The sequence below is a fragment of the Vibrio comitans genome, assembly GCA_024346835.1.
Taxonomy (GTDB): Bacteria; Pseudomonadota; Gammaproteobacteria; order Enterobacterales; family Vibrionaceae; genus Vibrio; species Vibrio comitans.
Window position 1 is genome coordinate 748652 of record AP024866.1, and the last position, 13889, is coordinate 762540.

Annotated in this window: 18 protein-coding genes; 7 read left to right on the forward strand and 11 right to left on the reverse strand. The window is 44.3% G+C overall.

What is annotated here, in order from left to right; all coding sequences use genetic code 11:
* Window positions 1–10: 10 nt before the first annotated feature.
* A complete protein-coding gene (bepA, locus tag OCU46_RS03530; RefSeq protein WP_167495340.1) occupies window positions 11–1468 on the reverse strand; it encodes a beta-barrel assembly-enhancing protease in 1458 nt (485 codons plus the stop codon).
* 219 nt (window positions 1469–1687) lie between these two features.
* Between bepA and OCU46_RS03535 the strand changes: the two genes are divergently transcribed.
* Together OCU46_RS03535 and OCU46_RS03540 are read left to right on the forward strand one after the other, a co-directional pair.
* The gene (locus OCU46_RS03535) at window positions 1688–1903 is read left to right on the forward strand and encodes a sulfurtransferase TusA family protein (RefSeq protein WP_280176833.1); all 216 of its coding nucleotides are present in this window, start codon (window positions 1688–1690) and stop codon (window positions 1901–1903) included.
* A 5-nt stretch (window positions 1904–1908) separates the two neighbouring features.
* The gene (locus OCU46_RS03540; protein ID WP_141269395.1) at window positions 1909–2973 is read left to right on the forward strand and encodes an AI-2E family transporter; all 1065 of its coding nucleotides are present in this window, start codon (window positions 1909–1911) and stop codon (window positions 2971–2973) included.
* A 62-nt stretch (window positions 2974–3035) separates the two neighbouring features.
* Here OCU46_RS03540 and bcp read toward each other — a convergent pair whose 3' ends face one another.
* Both bcp and OCU46_RS03550 read right to left on the reverse strand, forming a co-directional pair.
* Window positions 3036–3503 (reverse strand): thioredoxin-dependent thiol peroxidase, encoded by a 468-nt coding sequence (gene bcp / locus OCU46_RS03545; protein ID WP_141269393.1) that lies wholly within the window; start codon window positions 3501–3503, stop codon window positions 3036–3038.
* A 16-nt stretch (window positions 3504–3519) separates the two neighbouring features.
* Entirely contained in the window at window positions 3520–4059 is a 540-nt protein-coding gene (locus OCU46_RS03550; protein WP_141269391.1) for a glycine cleavage system transcriptional repressor, read from the reverse strand.
* Between the two features lie 234 nt (window positions 4060–4293).
* Here OCU46_RS03550 and dapA point away from each other — a divergent pair, with 234 nt between their 5' ends.
* Together dapA and bamC are read left to right on the forward strand one after the other, a co-directional pair.
* Window positions 4294–5172, forward strand: a complete 879-nt coding sequence (gene dapA, locus OCU46_RS03555; RefSeq protein WP_141269389.1) for a 4-hydroxy-tetrahydrodipicolinate synthase — start codon at window positions 4294–4296, stop codon at window positions 5170–5172.
* A gap of 54 nt (window positions 5173–5226) precedes the next feature.
* Entirely contained in the window at window positions 5227–6273 is a 1047-nt protein-coding gene (gene bamC, locus OCU46_RS03560; protein WP_141269387.1) for an outer membrane protein assembly factor BamC, read from the forward strand.
* Window positions 6274–6343: 70 nt separating this feature from the next.
* Here the strand turns inward: bamC and OCU46_RS03565 are convergent, their stop codons facing one another.
* From OCU46_RS03565 to OCU46_RS03580, 4 genes are read right to left on the reverse strand one after another with little or no spacing between them, the layout of a single operon-like run.
* On the reverse strand, window positions 6344–6589 hold the full coding sequence (locus OCU46_RS03565) for a DUF2897 family protein (RefSeq protein ID WP_141269385.1): 246 nt from the start codon (window positions 6587–6589) through the stop codon (window positions 6344–6346).
* A 12-nt stretch (window positions 6590–6601) separates the two neighbouring features.
* Window positions 6602–7297 carry a M15 family metallopeptidase gene (locus OCU46_RS03570; protein ID WP_141269383.1) on the reverse strand — a complete coding sequence of 232 codons (696 nt, stop codon included), beginning with the start codon at window positions 7295–7297 and terminating at the stop codon, window positions 6602–6604.
* A 1-nt stretch (window position 7298) separates the two neighbouring features.
* Window positions 7299–8435, reverse strand: a complete 1137-nt coding sequence (dapE, locus tag OCU46_RS03575) for a succinyl-diaminopimelate desuccinylase (protein ID WP_141269382.1) — start codon at window positions 8433–8435, stop codon at window positions 7299–7301.
* Window positions 8436–8444: 9 nt separating this feature from the next.
* Window positions 8445–8795, reverse strand: a complete 351-nt coding sequence (locus OCU46_RS03580; protein ID WP_141269380.1) for an ArsC family reductase — start codon at window positions 8793–8795, stop codon at window positions 8445–8447.
* Window positions 8796–9007: 212 nt separating this feature from the next.
* On the opposite strand from OCU46_RS03580, the gene OCU46_RS03585 reads away from it, so the two are divergent.
* Window positions 9008–9286, forward strand: a complete 279-nt coding sequence (locus OCU46_RS03585) for a winged helix-turn-helix domain-containing protein (protein WP_141269378.1) — start codon at window positions 9008–9010, stop codon at window positions 9284–9286.
* A gap of 4 nt (window positions 9287–9290) precedes the next feature.
* Here OCU46_RS03585 and OCU46_RS03590 read toward each other — a convergent pair whose 3' ends face one another.
* Entirely contained in the window at window positions 9291–9632 is a 342-nt protein-coding gene (locus OCU46_RS03590) for a DUF2956 domain-containing protein (RefSeq protein ID WP_141269376.1), read from the reverse strand.
* Window positions 9633–9709: 77 nt separating this feature from the next.
* Between OCU46_RS03590 and OCU46_RS03595 the strand changes: the two genes are divergently transcribed.
* Together OCU46_RS03595 and OCU46_RS03600 are read left to right on the forward strand one after the other, a co-directional pair.
* A complete protein-coding gene (locus OCU46_RS03595) occupies window positions 9710–10168 on the forward strand; it encodes a DUF2919 domain-containing protein (protein WP_141269374.1) in 459 nt (152 codons plus the stop codon).
* Between the two features lie 15 nt (window positions 10169–10183).
* Window positions 10184–11089 carry a Dyp-type peroxidase gene (locus OCU46_RS03600; protein WP_141269372.1) on the forward strand — a complete coding sequence of 302 codons (906 nt, stop codon included), beginning with the start codon at window positions 10184–10186 and terminating at the stop codon, window positions 11087–11089.
* A gap of 96 nt (window positions 11090–11185) precedes the next feature.
* Here OCU46_RS03600 and crr read toward each other — a convergent pair whose 3' ends face one another.
* The 3 genes from crr to OCU46_RS03615 form a co-directional block, all read right to left on the reverse strand.
* Window positions 11186–11695: a PTS glucose transporter subunit IIA gene (crr, locus tag OCU46_RS03605; RefSeq protein ID WP_017029253.1), complete on the reverse strand. Its 510-nt coding sequence runs from the start codon at window positions 11693–11695 to the stop codon at window positions 11186–11188.
* A gap of 40 nt (window positions 11696–11735) precedes the next feature.
* Complete coding sequence (ptsI, locus tag OCU46_RS03610) at window positions 11736–13460, reverse strand: phosphoenolpyruvate-protein phosphotransferase PtsI (protein WP_141269370.1); 1725 nt, start codon at window positions 13458–13460, stop codon at window positions 11736–11738.
* A 125-nt stretch (window positions 13461–13585) separates the two neighbouring features.
* Window positions 13586–13843 (reverse strand): HPr family phosphocarrier protein, encoded by a 258-nt coding sequence (locus OCU46_RS03615; protein ID WP_017029255.1) that lies wholly within the window; start codon window positions 13841–13843, stop codon window positions 13586–13588.
* Between the last annotated feature and the right edge of the window lie 46 nt (window positions 13844–13889).

Here is a 13889-nt window from a genome sequence, read left to right on the forward strand (position 1 = left end):
GTTTCCTTTTCTAATTTTGTAGCGCCATAAATTGGTCGCGTTGTTGTAAAAGTTGGTCAATACGTGCATCAAAGCGCGCTTGTTGAAGGCTTCCTAGTTCAGATAACTGAGCTGCTTGGGTAAAGCTTTGGATTGCTCGATTCCAGTTGGCATTTAGGGCGTAAAGCTCACCCCTTGCAGCTAACTCATTTGCTGAATCGCTTAAGTTTGCATGCGCCTTACTGAGTAGGTGCCAGCCGTTAGTATCTTGCGGATTATCGTGCGTGTATCTTTGTAGCATTCGAATCGCTTGCTCATTCTTATCAGCTTCAATCATGACATTGGCTAAGTTGATCTGCAGCACGGGATTACGAGGCTTGGTCTTGAGTGCGTCTTCGAGAATTGCTTCTGCTTTTTCAGGGGTTTTCTTCTCAATATTGAGATCTGATAACGCATCTAGCACAAAGTTGCTGTGTGGAAACTGTGCTTGTAGCGCGAGTAATAACTCTTCAGCCTTGTCTAGTTGCTTGGTATCGAGATAAACCAAAGCCTTACCATACTCGTAAGCGGGCTTGATAGTTTTAGACGCTGTTTTTTCTTTTCTTACTAACCAGTCCATTGCGCCATCACTGCTAATACCCACATATCGAGCCACTACGCGTGCCTTAGCCATATGAAATTCTATAGCGGGAGCGGCTGGGCTGATAGGGTAGGCATCCGCTCTAGCTCGAGAGTCGGTAATACGATCTTCTGGCAATGGGTGAGTCAGTAGCATCGGTGGCGGCGTACTAGCGTAACGATATTGATCGGCTAGACGGCCAAAAAAGCTAGGCATAGCATGGGGGTCATAACCCGCTTTGATTAGGGTATTCATGCCAACACGGTCTGCTTCTTTTTCGTTGCTTCGTGTGTAGTTGATTGCGCTTTGCATCGCGCCAGCTTGGGTTGCCGTCAGCGCGGCGATACCCGCTTCAGGTGCTGCAATTGCCAGCAAAATAGAGCCGGCAAGAGCGGCTAACGTTACTGGATTCTTTCTAGCTTGGTCTTCCATACGACGAGCTAAGTGACGTTGGGTAACGTGGGCGATTTCGTGCGCCACTACCGACGCGAGCTCGCCCTCTGAGTTAGCGTGTAAGAACAGTCCTGTATGGATGGCAACGTGTCCACCAAAAAAGGCAAACGCGTTAATGTTTCGGTCTCGTATCAAGAAAAACTCAAATGGGGTCTTTACGTCTTCTGCATTAGCGACAAGGCGATATCCTAAGCTTGATACATACTCAGATAAAACGGGATCATTGATGACAGGTTGGCTTGCCCTAAGAATACGCATATAGGCATCGCCATAGTTTCGCTCTTGATCTATGGTCAAGGTACCGCCCGCAGTTGTCCCTATATCAGGTAAATCTGAGGTATTGGCTAAACTGGACGAGCTAAGGCTCAACGTAGCGCCCAAAAGTATTGCTAACACTGAGGGTGCACGTTTTAAAATAGAGGCATTCATTGTTTTTCTGACGTCAGGTCCTGTTCCGTTCTTGAAGAGGTATACAACTGTAGACTCTGCAATTTCCATTTGGTTTCTTGGAAAGCGTATTAACGAGAGCTATTAACAATTTGTACACTAGGTTAGCACGGGATAATAGTGGTTTTGAACTAAAAAAGATTTACAATAGACGTATTTAGAATAAACAGAAGTCGCTTTATTATGTCGATGAAAGTCATTGATCTTACTGATGAGCGATGCCCAATGAGCTTGTTACTGGCAAAACGTGCCAGCAGGGACCTCAAAACATCTCAGAGCCTTACCTTTTTGGTGGCGGAACTGAGTTCTGTAAATGATATGCAGGCCTATTTTTTACGTCACGACATGCTCGTGGATGTGAGGAAAACCCCTCACTATTATTACTTAACCATAACTAAAGAGTAGACCCCATGCTTGATATGATGAAGCAATGGTATAAACGCCGATTCTCAGACCCTCATGCTGTTAGCCTTGTTGCGATCATCTTATTTGGTTTCATTACCATCTATTTCTTCGGCCATCTTATAGCACCTTTGCTGGTGGCTATTGTTTTGGCATATCTTCTAGAATGGCCCGTTGTCCAGTTGATTAGGATGGGGATCCCTCGCACCTTCGCGGTGATATTAGTCTTGCTCATGTTTGTTGGCCTGGTCTTGATTGCCTTTATTGGCGTTGTCCCAACCATTTGGCAACAGATTGGCAATCTAATGAATGATGTACCCAATATGTACCTCGAACTACAGAACTACATTAATAGTATACCTGAGCGCTATCCAGAGCTTGCTACAGTGACCAATGTAGAGTTTGTGTTTGCTGATATGAAGAATAAGTTCGTTGGTCTTGGTGAGAGCATAGTTAAGGGGTCATTAGCATCTCTAGTTAGCCTGGCAACAATCGGCGTTTATCTAATTTTGGTACCGCTGTTAATTTTCTTCTTATTGAAAGACAAAGAAGAAATGCTAAGCATGCTGGGTGGGATCCTTCCGCAAAACCGTAATCTTGCCTATCAGGTATGGCATGAAATGAACGACCAAATCTCAAATTACATTCGAGGTAAGGTATTAGAGATTTTGATTGTTGGCGGTGTCAGTTACGTGACCTTTGTGCTCCTTGATTTGCGCTACTCAGCGTTGCTTGCAGTCGCGGTAGGTCTATCAGTATTGATTCCGTATATTGGTGCAGCAGCAGTGACGGTGCCAATTGCAATCGTTGGCTTGTTCCAGTGGGGGTTAACGCCACAATTTTACTACTTGTTGATCGCTTACGGCATTATTCAGGCTCTCGATGGTAACGTACTTGTTCCGGTGCTGTTTTCAGAGGCGGTAAACCTACACCCGGTAGCGATTATTATCTCGGTATTGGTGTTTGGGGGGCTATGGGGATTCTGGGGGATCTTCTTTGCAATACCTTTGGCGACACTAGTAAAAGCAGTAGTGAATGCCTTTAATCACCCTAACTTAGATGCTGTTGAATAAAACAAACAAATCAATAAGTTGAGATAAAAGAAAGCCAGTCTATTGAGACTGGCTTTTTGTTCTTAGGCTTGGTTTAAGTAATCCAGCACCACCTCATGGTGGGTTTTGGTTTTAAACTTATTAAACACGTGCTCGATGACGCCTTCCTCGTTGATTAGGAAGCTAATACGGTGCAGACCATCGTAGACCTTACCCATAAATTTCTTTTCGCCCCACACACCAAAGGCCTCTGCTGCTGAGTGGTCCTCGTCTGACAGTAAAGTAAAGTTGAGGCTGTCACGTTCGATGAATTTTCCTAGGCGCTTAACAGGATCGATGCTGACACCGAGAACTAACACGTTGTGAGCATCCAGTTCCGCTTTAACGTCACGCAACCCTTGTGCTTGAACTGTGCAGCCAGGGGTCATTGCTTTAGGGTAGAAGTAGAATAAAACCTTTTGTCCTTTAAGATCTTTTAAAGAAACTGTGTTCCCGTCTTGATCTAAAAGTGAGACATCTGGTGCTGGAGTGCCAGCCGTTAATGTTTGCATTGAATTTCCTTAAACATTATCCGTTGTTAATGAAGTTAAGAGTGCCCTTGACGCTGAGAGAATCACAAAGAGAAGCGAAGTCTTCTTGCAGTTGCATCAAGTTGTACTCATCTGATAAAGATGCGGAAAGAGTTATCTGGAATTGGTCTTCATCTTGCGCTGTTTTTTCTTTACTTAACGTACGCGCACTCAAAGAGCTAATACCTATATCTCTATCTGCAAAAAAGTGGGTGATTTGCTCAGTAAGACCAATCTTGTCTGTTGCTTGAATATTCGCCTCTAGAGTAAAGCCTTGCGCTATTTCTGTGTGAGGTGATGTACGTTTAACAATAGTGATAAGATCATGTTCTTGACCAAGCTGTGGCAGAGAATGCTCCACACGGGTGACCTGCGATGCTGTGCCTGATATCAACATGATTAAGGTAAAATCGTTACCGAACAAGGCTATTCTGCTGTCAATGATGTTACAGCCAAGATCTGAGACTAACTGAATGATTTTGTTGCCAATACCTGGACGGTCTGTACCGACGGCAGTAATGACTAGGTGCTGCGCCATAGTGTGATCCTTGCACTGACAATAATCTTATTAGCATACACGGAAACAATTGTTGTTGTGTTGGTAAATGTTAGAAAATCTAACATGATTAACATCTGCCGTTTTTTGAAGGTCGATAGGGTCAAACTGTATGCAAATAAATGGTAAATAATTCACGGCTAAGCCTTTATCCACTTGTGTTATCTAATCTCTATCAAGTACCATGCGATATCAATGAAATTTAGGGAGTGAATCATGTTTTCAGGAAGTATCGTTGCTTTATTAACGCCTTTCAATATCGATGGTGAAGTGGATTACCAAAGCCTCAAGAACTTGGTTGAGTATCATATTGATGCTGGCACCTCTGCGATCGTTGCAGTGGGTACTACAGGTGAGTCGGCAACGCTTACCGTTGAAGAACATGTGAAGGTCGTTAGTAAGGTAGTTGAATTTGCTGATGGGCGCATTCCTGTAATTGCCGGTACTGGAGCAAACGCTACTCACGAAGCGATCACTTTTAGTCGTTTACTTAACAATTCTGGTATCGCAGGTTGTTTAAGTGTCACGCCATATTACAATAAGCCTACTCAAGAAGGCTTATATCAGCATTTCAAAGCCATCGCTAAAGTAAGTGCTGTGCCTATCATTTTGTACAATGTTCCTGGTCGTACCGGTGTTGATATGAAACCGGAAACCGTTGCACGCTTGGCTAAGATTGACAACATTGTTGCCGTTAAAGATGCCACAGGCGATCTCTCTCGTGTTGAAAAACACAGGGAACTTTGTGGCGAAGACTTTATCTTACTAAGTGGAGATGACGCCACGGGCTTAGATTTCGTTAAACTAGGTGGACACGGTGTTATCTCTGTGACCAATAACATTGCTGCACGCGATATGGCAGATATGTTTAAACTAGCTGAGCAAAATAACTATGCAGAAGCGGAAATCATCAACCAACGTTTGATGGGTCTGCACACTGGACTGTTTGTTGAGTCGAGCCCAATCCCAGTGAAGTGGGCTGCCCATGAGTTACATTTGATTGAGAATGGCGGACTACGTTTACCGATGACGCCGTTGTCAGAAGCCGGCCAAGAAGTGGTTAAGGCAGCATTGGCACAAGCCAATATCAGCTAAATCTATTATCTACGATTCACGCCTTCAAAAAGGCGTGAAGAGTCAGGAGTTTTAATGAAGTTTGTTAATCAGCTAGTGCTTAGTTCACTGGCTGTCGCTATTTTAAGTGGTTGTGCAGGTAGTGCAGCAGAACGTCGTCAAGCAAAGGACGACTTTAAATATCTAGACGTAAAGCCTCTTGATGTACTTGTCTCAGCCCCAGATCAGCAGCTTGAAGAGTATCCGAATTATCAGATCCCTCAAGGTGAGTACGTTGGTGGTACTGGCAGGGAAGTCGATATTAGACCGCCTCAGCAAGTTCTTGAGCTTATCCCAGGTGCACGAACAGAACAGCGTGATGGGGTTATTACTCTATGGCTGCTAACAGAAGATGAACGCGACAAAGTTTGGCAGACGGCGCAAGACATGATGTCTACGCGCGATATCAAGCTTAAAGAATCGACTGACGATAGTATCGAAACCGACTGGATCGTTTGGGAAGAGGAAGACGAGGAAGAAACCCTCAGCAGCCGCTACCTTATCGAACGATTTGAGCAAAACGCTCGCTATGGCTTCCGTATTAGCTTGATCGCCTGGAAAGAAGGCCGTCAAGAGCAAGAGGTAAGCTATACCAATAAAGAACGATACAATACCTTAATGACTAACTTGGTAATGTCTCGTTACGATCAAGTGGTACGTGAAGAAGCGGCAAAACAAGCTTTAGAGCTCGTTAAAGTCATTCCTCTAAGCATGGGTAAAGATCGCAGTGGTCTACCTATTATTATTGCTCGTGCACCTTATGATGCCTTCTGGCAGCGCATTCCAGAACTGTTGCCAATTATGGGCTTTAGTATTGAAGATCGAAATCAATCACAAGGTGAAATTAAGGCCTCGTTCGCGCCACCAACTGACGAATTCTGGGAAAGTGTGGGGACTAAGCCACTGAGTTACAACTCAGAGACTTACACATTCTTATTGGGTGATTTAGGTAACCGAACCTCGATTAACATTACCGACGCTTCTGGTAAGCCTGTTACAGAGCCTATGCTAGAAGAGATGATTCCAGTATTAGCGACTATGATGCAGCAAAGTACTGAACCAAAAGAATCAGAGTCGAACTAAGTTTAGATACTGAAAATTAAAAAGGAGCATCACAGTGTGATAGCTCCTTTTTTTTGTTCATGAAGAAGCGCTATTCTCCACCACTCTCACCATCGTCATTCGATTGACCAGGGCTTTTCTCTTTTAAGTGCTTGTTGAGCTTTTTTTGACGCTCTTCATCTAACTCTTTGAGTCGTTCAATATCGTCTTTCTGATCTCTAGACATAGTACCTACCTTCATATTTGCAGTGTATTTAAGTGCTGCAATATTACCGACAACAACGCTAACCACGATGGCAATGATTACCCAAGGATTGAACAGTAAATCTAAAAACATGCGTGAGATGTCCTACGTAGTTGAAATGTTGGTAATGTATTGAGTGTAGATGCTATCGAGGTGCTTTAATACCTCGTCGCTTCCCTCTATTGGGCTTTGCGTTAGAGTTTTAGCAAGCATGCTTTGAGTCAATTGCTTTAAGGCAATATTAGACGTGAGCTGGTGGCTAAGGTGCCAGGGCTCGACTGCTACGCCGCCTTTATCTTTTGAATAGGGGAAAAAGAAGCCCAGCTGTTGTGCGTTACTAAGCAACCACTGATAAAACGGCGCTTGATGCCCCTCTAAGTATTCCCATGGCTCTAGTTGCAGCTTGGTTTCTGAAGGCAGAAGATTGTGCGCGTATAAATCAAAATCACTGCCCCAATGGTGGCGGCTTGCTCCGGGAAGTGCAGACCAGCGCAAGATAGCATGAATGCGTTCCTCAATAGAGAGCGTCTTGGCATCAAGCACCTTCCCCTCACTATCCAGAATCGGTCTCAGCCCTAGATACTTGTTGTTCCATATTAGGCGCTGCCTTTCAAAGTCGCGATAACCGCTGGCTACTGCAACCTCGAACCCCGCTTGTTTGGCGAGAGCGACTAGCGAAAGAAGCGGCGATGCCACATCCCTATGTACCAATACATTACGCTCGTTGATACCAAGAGTCGTAAGGTGTGATTGGCTCAGTCCGGTAAGCTGCTGTTGATTCCAGTCGCTAGTCATTTGCATATTATTGACCTAGTAGATTAACTAGAACGTTTTGATACATGTCGGCCAGTAGATCTAAGTCTTCCGCTTTAACGCACTCGTTCACCTTGTGAATGGTTGCGTTCACTGGACCTAGTTCAATCACCTGGGTTCCCATCTTGGCAATGAATCGACCGTCTGAAGTGCCACCAGTAGTCAGTAGTTGAGGTTCTACACCATTAACTTGAGCGACAGCATCAACCACAGCGGTCAACAGATCACCGGTATCGGTTAGGAATGGTTCGCCATTTAGCGTCCACTTCAGATCATAGTCAAAATCATATTTGTTTAGCACCTCATAGACACGCTCTTTGATCTGCTCATGATGGATCTCAGTGCTGTATCTTAGGTTGAACATCGCGTGTAATTCGCCTGGAATGACGTTGCTTGCGCCGGTGCCACCATTAAGGTTTGGAAATTGGAAACTCGTAGGCGGGAAGAACTCGTTGCCGTTGTCCCATTCTATTTGGCTTAACTCGGTCAATGCAGGAAGCGCATGGTGAATTGGGTTCTTCGCAATATGAGGGTAGGCTACGTGACCTTGGATGCCTTTAACGGTGAGTTCACCAGTAAATGAACCGCGGCGACCGTTTTTAACAACATCACCCACCTTAGTTGTACTCGATGGTTCACCAACAATGCACATATCAATGATTTCATCACGAGCGACAAGGGTGTCAACGACTCGAGTTGTCCCGTTAATGAAAGGCCCTTCTTCGTCTGAAGTGATCAAGAAGGCGATAGAGCCTTTATGATTAGGATTTTCCGCGATAAAGCGCTCTACCGCAACAACCATGGAGGCCAGTGAACCCTTCATATCTGCTGCACCGCGACCGTACAGGTAGCCATCTTTTATTGTTGGCTCAAAGGGAGGCGTGTGCCAGTCATTGAGGTTGCCTGCTGGTACTACATCTGTATGTCCTGCGAAGGCAAATAAAGGGGCTTCTGAGCCCTTACGAGCCCAAAGATTGAGAGTATCTTCGAAATGCATTACCTCAATTTCAAAGCCGAGCGCTTTAAGGCGCTCAATCATTAGAGGTTGGCAGCCAGCATCTTCTGGTGTGACGGATTTACGGCTCATCAAGTCGATAGCCAAGTCTAAAACAGGACTTGAGTTCATCCTAATTCCTTAAATATGAAAAATGTTGTCGTATTGGTCGGCTTTAAAGCCAATATGCAGAAGATCGCCGATGCGTATGATAGGGCGTTTGATCATGGCTGGATGCTCAAGCAAAAGGGCAATGGCATTGTCGCGGTCTAGGGTTTGTTTTTGTTCGTCAGACAGTTGTCTGTAAGTTGTGCCGCGTTTATTGAGAACTTGTTCCCAACCAAAAAAGTCACAAAACTCACTCACCATTTCGGTAGTGATGCCTTGCTTACGGTAGTCGTGAAAGGTGAATTCTATTTGATGTTCTTGAAGCCATTTCTTGGCTTTTTTTATGGTGTCACAGTTTGGGATACCATACATGATTACGCTCATGATCTGTCCTTAGTGCGTTTATCGATACTTGAATCCTACCAAACTAATCCAACATCTTGTATCCCTAACTCGGTTTGAAGTAGCGCACATAAGCGATGAATTGTGTAAAAAAATTCACAAAAGCGCATAAAGAGTCAAAGTTGTTTGATCAGACTCAAGTCGTTATCTCCGATATTGGCAATAATTGGTGAAAACAGTTGTAGGAGGTATCAATGGAATTGAATCCTGTTTTTGCTCGTCGTTTATATTTAGCTCATTTGGTTGCAAGCATGGAGCGTCCAAATGTTCCCAAACTCATAGAATGCACAGGTTGGCCTCGTCGCACAATTCAAGACGTCCTGAAGGCTCTGCCGGGGATCGGCATCTCATTGAAATTTGTTCAGGATGGTTGTCGCCACAATGATGGCTATTATCAAGTGTCTGATTGGGGTCCGCTAGATCAGCAATGGGTGGCTGGCAATACCACCGAAATCCGCTCTCACCTGTCTTGATACGCTACGCAGTCGTAAGCGCAACATAAGCAACAAAACCTATCCAACTGACAACTAAAAGTACCCAAGGTAATTTACTTGAGTTGGATGGGGTTTCTGTCTCTGCTACATCATTGGGCACAGATTCAGCAACGCTTTGTTTCTGCTTTTGGCTGCGTTTTTTGAGCTTGTCGGCTTCACGCGCTTTTTGCTTCTGACGCTTTTTATATTCTGCGATACCCTTTTCTATTCCCAACGCAATTAGCTTGGTTTGCTCTTTGGTTTGCCCTGGTTTTTGGGTAGATTTAGCGACCTGCATCGCTTGTTGTTGGGTTTCTGAAGAGATTGTCGTATTGTTCTTTTTCATAAGTTTTTTGCAAGTGAAGTACTTGAGTCAATTATGCCTTTAATTTTAAATAAGTTCTTCAATAGAAAGTGGATAATGTGCGTTATTTAATTGAAGAATATGACAAGAATGGCTATCTAAAAGCGCCAATTTGGCTTTGGTTTGCTTGGCTGTTCTTAGCCAGAGGTTGGATAGTGTTTGTGATGGCTGGAGTCACTCGCGATAAAGGAAGCGATATTCTTTCGATGATCTATCCTAACTCATTCAGTCTATATATTATGATGTGTATGGGAGTGCCAAGCCTGCTGTTGATGTGGGTGATTGGGTTGAGAAACCCTGATAGAAGATGGCTAAACAAATTGATTGGTCTCGGACGAATGACGACAATCGTACTTGCTATCGCCCAGTTGGCACTCGAGTTGCACTATATTTCTTTACAACATGGTCAGTTTACTTGGGGCGCAGCCCTATCAGTCGTTGGATTGAGTTGGATTATTATTTATCTATTCAACAGCCGACGAGTAAAAGATTGTTTTGACAGCATTTCGGATAATTAGTCTAAGGAAGTTACAATGATTCAACCTCAATCGGCCATAGTGCCAGAACCGGGCCCATTTGCGTTATATGTGCTTATCAAGGTTACCGGAGATAAAAGCAAAGTATTGAACGCGCTTCAACAAATGGGTGACTGGGTAGGGGATATCAATTTCAATCAACCTGGCGCACATTTAACTAGCAGCATCGCGTTTTCTCACCAGTTTTGGAGTGAGAGCATTTCTCATGATGTGCCTAGTGAACTGGTTCCGTTTCCTCGTCTAGTGTGTGGTGATATTGAAGCTCCGACAACTGACGTGGATGTACTTGTGCATTGCCATTCTCACCGTCACGACCTGCACTTTTTCTTACTGCGTAAGTTAATGCAAGAGATCGCGAGTGACGTCACTATTGTTGATGAAACCTATGGTTATCGCTACCTAGATTCGCGTGATATGACGGACTTTGTTGATGGCACAGAAAACCCTAAAGGGGACGCAAGATCAGAGGTAGCTCTGTTAGGTGAAGGTCCTTTCGAAGGTGGTAGCTATGTAATGCTGCAGCGCTTTGAGCACAACTTACCTGCTTGGAATGCACTGTCAGTGAGCCAGCAAGAACAAAAGATTGGTCGAACTAAAGAAGATTCGATAGAGCTTGAAGACGTACCGGCTCAATCTCACGTGGGACGTGTAGACATCAAAAAAGAAGGCAAGGGCTTGAAAATTGTCCGTCACAGCTTGCCGTATGGCTCTGTGTCTGGTGATCACGGGTTACTCTTTATTGCTTACTGCAATACGTTAAGTAACTTTACCGATATGCTTGAGAGCATGTATGGGCAAGTAGATGGCAAGACCGACGCGCTGTTGGATTACACTAAAGCCGTAACCGGCGCGTATTTCTTTGCGCCTAGCCAGACCATGCTAAAGCAGCTAGTCCTTTGTTAATCGATTCATGCCTAACCGTGAGTTAGGCTGATATTGATAAGCATAAAAAAACGCAGCTATTGGCTGCGTTTTTATTCACTTGAGTCTAAGTAGAGATTACTTAGTTACGCGTAGAACTGGAGTTTCACCTACAGTTACAGCGCCAGAAAGCTTGTTCAACTCTTTGATTTCATCCATGTTAGAGATAACAACTGGAGTCAAAGTAGATTTTGCTTTCTCTTCTAGGAATGCAAGGTCAAACTCGATGATAGTATCACCAGCTTTAACTTCTTGGCCTTCTGAACCGATGCGAGTGAAGCCTTCACCTTTCAGTTCAACAGTGTCGATACCGAAGTGAACGAATAGCTCGATACCGTCAGTTGATTCGATAGAGAACGCATGGTTTGTCTCAAAAATCTTACCGATAGTACCATTCACTGGTGCAACGATTTTGTTGCCAGTTGGTTTGATAGCGATGCCATCACCAACGATTTTTTCAGCGAAAACTACATCTGGCACATCTTCAATGTTAACGATCTCACCAGAAAGAGGTGAAATGATTTCGATTGAACCTGCAGCGTTGCCTTCGTCCGATACCAGCTTCTTAAGTTTGTCAAACAGACCCATTACATGCTCCTAAGCAATTAATTTCTATTAAATTATATTATTAGTTTGTTTTGTCCGCGATAAATTTCTCAACGTGCGCTTCGATTTCTGCGGCAGTTGGCATTTGAAGAGCTTCTTCTGCCATTTCTTTTACTTCCGCGAAGTTTGCGTTGCGAATCACTTTCTTAACTGCAGGGATAGAGATGCCGCTCATAGAGAACTCATCTAGACCCATACCCAGTAGAAGAAGTGTTGCACGCTCGTCGCCCGCTAATTCACCACACATTCCAGTCCACTTACCTTCCTTGTGAGAAGCGTCAATCACCTGCTTGATCACAGTTAGAACAGCCGGTGATAGTGGGTTGTATAGGTGAGAAATAAGCTCATTACCACGGTCTACTGCTAGAGTATACTGAGTTAAATCGTTTGTACCAATACTAAAGAAAGAAACTTCTTTCGCTAGGTGGTGAGCAATTGCCGCTGCAGCCGGAGTTTCAACCATAACACCAATCTCGATGCTCTCGTCAAACGCTAGGCCTTCAGAGCGAAGTTCTGCTTTGTATTCTTCGATAGCTGCTTTCAGTTCACGGATTTCTTCAACAGAGATAATCATTGGGAACATGATGCGAAGCTTACCGTGTGCTGACGCACGTAGGATGCCGCGAAGCTGGTCACGAAGGATTTCACGACGATCCAAGCTGATACGAACTGCGCGCCAACCAAGGAACGGGTTCATTTCTTCTGGAAGGTCCATGTACGGTAGGTCTTTGTCGCCACCGATATCCATAGTACGGATGATCACAGAGTGACCATTCATTGCTTCAGCAACTTCTTTATAGGCTTGGTATTGTTCTTCTTCAGTCGGAAGAGCAGTACGGTCCATGAATAGGAATTCTGTACGGTACAGACCAACGCCTTCACCGCCGTTGCGGTTGATGCCATCGCAGTCTTTCACTGTACCGATGTTGCCGCATACTTCTACTCGATGACCATCAAGAGTGATTGCAGGCAGGTCTTTTAGCTTAGCTAGCTCTGCTTTTTCAGCAAGGAAGTCGTCGCGAATTTGTTTCGCTTCGTTTAGCTGAGCTTCTGTTGGATTGATGATGATCTTATTGTTCATCGCATCCAGAATTAGCATGTCGCCGTTTTTCACTTGTTTAGTGATGTCGTTAGTACCCACAATCGCTGGAAGCTCAAGAGAGCGTGCCATGATAGAGGTATGAGACGTACGGCCGCCGATGTCACAAGCAAAGCCTAGAACGTAATCTAGGTTGATTTGTGCCGTTTCTGATGGCGTTAGATCGTAAGCAACAAGAAGAACTTCTTCATCGATGTCGCTAAGTGAAACGATGTTGATACCTAGTGCGTTTTTAACAAAACGAGTACCGATGTCACGGATGTCCGTAGCACGCTCTTTTAGGTATTCGTCATCAAGAGACTCAAGCGCAACGGCTTGTTCTTCGATGATTGAATGGATTGCATGATCTGCAGTCAGCTTGTCGCCTTTAATAAGAGCCAGAATTTCTTCTTCTAGTTCTTCATCTTCAAGAAGCATGATGTGACCTTCAAAGATCGCTTCTTTTTCTTCGCCAAAAGTCTCTAGGGCTTTTTGCTTGATGATTTCTAGTTGGGCTGCTGATTTGTTGCGAGCGTCATAAAAACGCTGAACTTCTGCATCGACTTGGTCAGCAGAAATTTTTTGTGTGTTTAGAACGATTTCATCTTCTTGAAGAAGTAGCGCTTTACCAAAAGCAATACCTGGAGACGCTAGAATACCTGAGATCATAGCTTTACCTTATACTGGTCTATAAGTGGGCGGATTACTAATTTTTAGCTTACATAGACGCTATTTCAATAAAGCCACTTGGTTGGTAACAACGAAGTGGCTTTAAATTTCGAAACAGTAGTCTCTTAGTGTAGCTCATCCATTAGAGCTACTAGGTGGTCAACAGCTTCAGTAGCTTGTGGACCCTCAGCTGAGATAGTAACCATAGTGCCTTTAACTAGACCTAAAGTTTGAAGCTTGAATAGGCTCTTTGCGCTAGCGCTTTTGCCGTTAGAAGTCACAGTGATATCTGCATCAAATGATTTTGCTTCTTTAACAAACTGCGCCGCTGGACGAGTGTGAAGACCGTTTTCTGCAGTGATTTCTACTTGCTTCTCATACATGTGATTTACCCCGTTGATATTAGATTATGTTTTGGAGTCTGAGCCG

Bases quoted from the DNA above. Each gene is read 5' to 3' on its own strand.
- OCU46_RS03535 (WP_280176833.1), top strand. From the start codon at position 1,688: ATGAAAGTCATTGATCTTACTGATGAGCGATGCCCAATGAGCTTGTTA.
- OCU46_RS03540 (WP_141269395.1), top strand. From the start codon at position 1,909: ATGCTTGATATGATGAAGCAATGGTATAAACGCCGATTCTCAGACCCT.
- bcp (WP_141269393.1), bottom strand. From the start codon at position 3,503: ATGCAAACATTAACGGCTGGCACTCCAGCACCAGATGTCTCACTTTTA.
- OCU46_RS03550 (WP_141269391.1), bottom strand. From the start codon at position 4,059: ATGGCGCAGCACCTAGTCATTACTGCCGTCGGTACAGACCGTCCAGGT.
- dapA (WP_141269389.1), top strand. From the start codon at position 4,294: ATGTTTTCAGGAAGTATCGTTGCTTTATTAACGCCTTTCAATATCGAT.
- bamC (WP_141269387.1), top strand. From the start codon at position 5,227: ATGAAGTTTGTTAATCAGCTAGTGCTTAGTTCACTGGCTGTCGCTATT.
- OCU46_RS03565 (WP_141269385.1), bottom strand. From the start codon at position 6,589: ATGTTTTTAGATTTACTGTTCAATCCTTGGGTAATCATTGCCATCGTG.
- OCU46_RS03570 (WP_141269383.1), bottom strand. From the start codon at position 7,297: ATGCAAATGACTAGCGACTGGAATCAACAGCAGCTTACCGGACTGAGC.
- dapE (WP_141269382.1), bottom strand. From the start codon at position 8,435: ATGAACTCAAGTCCTGTTTTAGACTTGGCTATCGACTTGATGAGCCGT.
- OCU46_RS03580 (WP_141269380.1), bottom strand. From the start codon at position 8,795: ATGAGCGTAATCATGTATGGTATCCCAAACTGTGACACCATAAAAAAA.
- OCU46_RS03585 (WP_141269378.1), top strand. From the start codon at position 9,008: ATGGAATTGAATCCTGTTTTTGCTCGTCGTTTATATTTAGCTCATTTG.
- OCU46_RS03590 (WP_141269376.1), bottom strand. From the start codon at position 9,632: ATGAAAAAGAACAATACGACAATCTCTTCAGAAACCCAACAACAAGCG.
- OCU46_RS03600 (WP_141269372.1), top strand. From the start codon at position 10,184: ATGATTCAACCTCAATCGGCCATAGTGCCAGAACCGGGCCCATTTGCG.
- crr (WP_017029253.1), bottom strand. From the start codon at position 11,695: ATGGGTCTGTTTGACAAACTTAAGAAGCTGGTATCGGACGAAGGCAAC.
- ptsI (WP_141269370.1), bottom strand. From the start codon at position 13,460: ATGATCTCAGGTATTCTAGCGTCTCCAGGTATTGCTTTTGGTAAAGCG.
- OCU46_RS03615 (WP_017029255.1), bottom strand. From the start codon at position 13,843: ATGTATGAGAAGCAAGTAGAAATCACTGCAGAAAACGGTCTTCACACT.